Genomic DNA, 1,942 nt, shown 5'->3' with positions numbered 1-1,942 from the left:
CTGTATGCGGGCCTGGTGGGCTTTATGAAGGTAAAGTTTGGCTCCAACGAGGTGATAGCGACCGTTATGTTAAATACCATAGCACAGAATTTTGTGGCATATGTGGTGAACTATCCGTTAAAGGAAGCGGGAAAGAGCATGGCGCAGACGGCCAGATTTTCCGAATCGGTGTGGATTCCGAAGCTGGTGGATAAGACACAGCTTACGGCGGCGATTATCATCGCAGTGGTTCTCTGCGTCCTGATTAAGCTTCTGTTTGAACGGACTGTGGTTGGTTATGAAATCAAGTGTGTTGGGCTGAATCTGAAGGCTTCCGAGACCGCGGGAATCAAGATCGGGAAAATTATGATCATCGCCATGGTGCTCAGCGGCTCCATTGCCGGTCTTCTGGGAGGAACTCATGTGCTGGGCGTGGATCACCGGCTGATTGCGGATTTCTCCTCGGGCTACGGCTTCGACGGAATCGCGGTAGCGGCTCTGGCGGCAGACAGTCCCCTGGGCGTCATCCTTTCCGGAATCATCTTCGGTGCACTGAGGGCGGGCTGTATGGTCTTAAACCGTACGACCGGAATACCGACAGAATTTATCGATGTCATTCAGGCGTTCATTATTCTGCTTGTGGCAGCGCCGCTTCTCGTTAAGGAAATTCTCAGAATCAAAAATGGCAGTAAGGGGGGAAAGAAATGATGAATCAGTTCATGTCAATCGTTACATCTACCCTCAGCATGTCCGTTCCGCTGGTGCTGGCGGCCCTGGGCGGAGTCCTTTCCGTCAGAAGCGGCGTCATGGCGCTGGGACTGGAAAGTATGATGACCATGGGGGCATTTTGCGGAGTTCTCGGCTCCTATTATACGGGAAATGTCTTTGCGGGTCTCCTGACCGGTATGGCGGGCGGAGCGCTGTTTGGTCTGGCCCACGCCGTTCTCTGTGTACGGTATAAGGTCAATCAGGTAATCAGCGGAATCGGGCTCAACCTCCTGTCGGTAGCGGCAACCACACTGTTGATGCAGCTCTTATGGGACAACAAGGGATCGTCTCCGCAGGTGGCCTCCATTAACGCCGGTGTGTTCGCATCTCCAATCACCTATATTATGCTTTTTGCCGTAATCGCAGAGTATGTGGTTCTGTTTAAAACACGATTTGGCTTGAGGCTGCGCATGGTGGGGGAAAATCCGAAGGCTGCGGCCAGCGTGGGGCTGGCGGTACATAGGATCAAGTATATCGGAGTCGTTGCCTGCGGCGTACTGGCCGGATTGGGGGGCGCATACCTTTCCATCGACCACCTGGATATGTATGTGCGGGATATGTCGGCCGGACGCGGTTATATTGCGGTGGCAATCATGATCCTCGCAAAGTACAACCCGGTCATGGTCCTGTTCTGCGCCCTGATATTCGGTTTTTCCGACGCGGTACAGATCAATTTTCAGGGGTACGGAGTTCCGCCGCAGATTATGGCGATGATTCCATACGTGGTGACGCTGTTCGTGCTCGCCTTCGGTGTCCGCCATATCACACCGCCTGCCGGTGTCGGAAAGCATGATGATGAATAAATACTATGAGGAAGAAAGAGGATAAAAATATGAAAGCGATAATGGTAATGTTCGATTCCCTGAACCGTCATATGCTGCCTCCCTATGGCTGTGATGACGTGATAGCGCCGAATTTTAAACGGCTGGCAGAAAGAAGCGTGACCTTTGACAACTGCTACGCAGGCAGCCTTCCGTGTATGCCGGCGAGAAGAGAGATCCATACGGGACGCTACAATTTTCTGCACAGAAGCTGGGGACCGCTGGAGCCTTACGACGATTCCATGCCGGGTATTTTAAAGGCAAACGGAATTTATACCCATCTGACTACGGATCACTGGCATTACTGGGAAGAGGGCGGCGGAAACTATGTAAATAAGTACAATTCCTACGAGTTTGTCAGAGGACAGGAGGGG

At 52.4% G+C, this 1,942-nt stretch carries 3 protein-coding genes; all 3 read left to right on the top strand.

The genetic code is table 11. The features are described 5' to 3' along the window. On the top strand, positions 1 to 687 hold a 687-nt coding region (locus ACLTD4_RS34010; protein WP_412331999.1), incomplete at its 5' end, for an ABC transporter permease. Next, on the top strand, positions 684 to 1,550 hold the full coding sequence (locus ACLTD4_RS34005) for an ABC transporter permease (RefSeq protein WP_117621668.1): 867 nt from the start codon (positions 684 to 686) through the stop codon (positions 1,548 to 1,550). The genes ACLTD4_RS34010 and ACLTD4_RS34005, both read left to right, overlap by 4 nt. Before the next feature lie 29 nt (positions 1,551 to 1,579). After that, on the top strand, positions 1,580 to 1,942 hold a 363-nt coding region (locus ACLTD4_RS34000), incomplete at its 3' end, for a sulfatase-like hydrolase/transferase (protein ID WP_412331998.1).

Source organism: Hungatella sp., assembly GCF_046966825.1.
The sequence above is the reverse complement of the archived record's forward strand: the minus strand, read 5'-3'. Positions and strand labels throughout refer to the sequence as shown.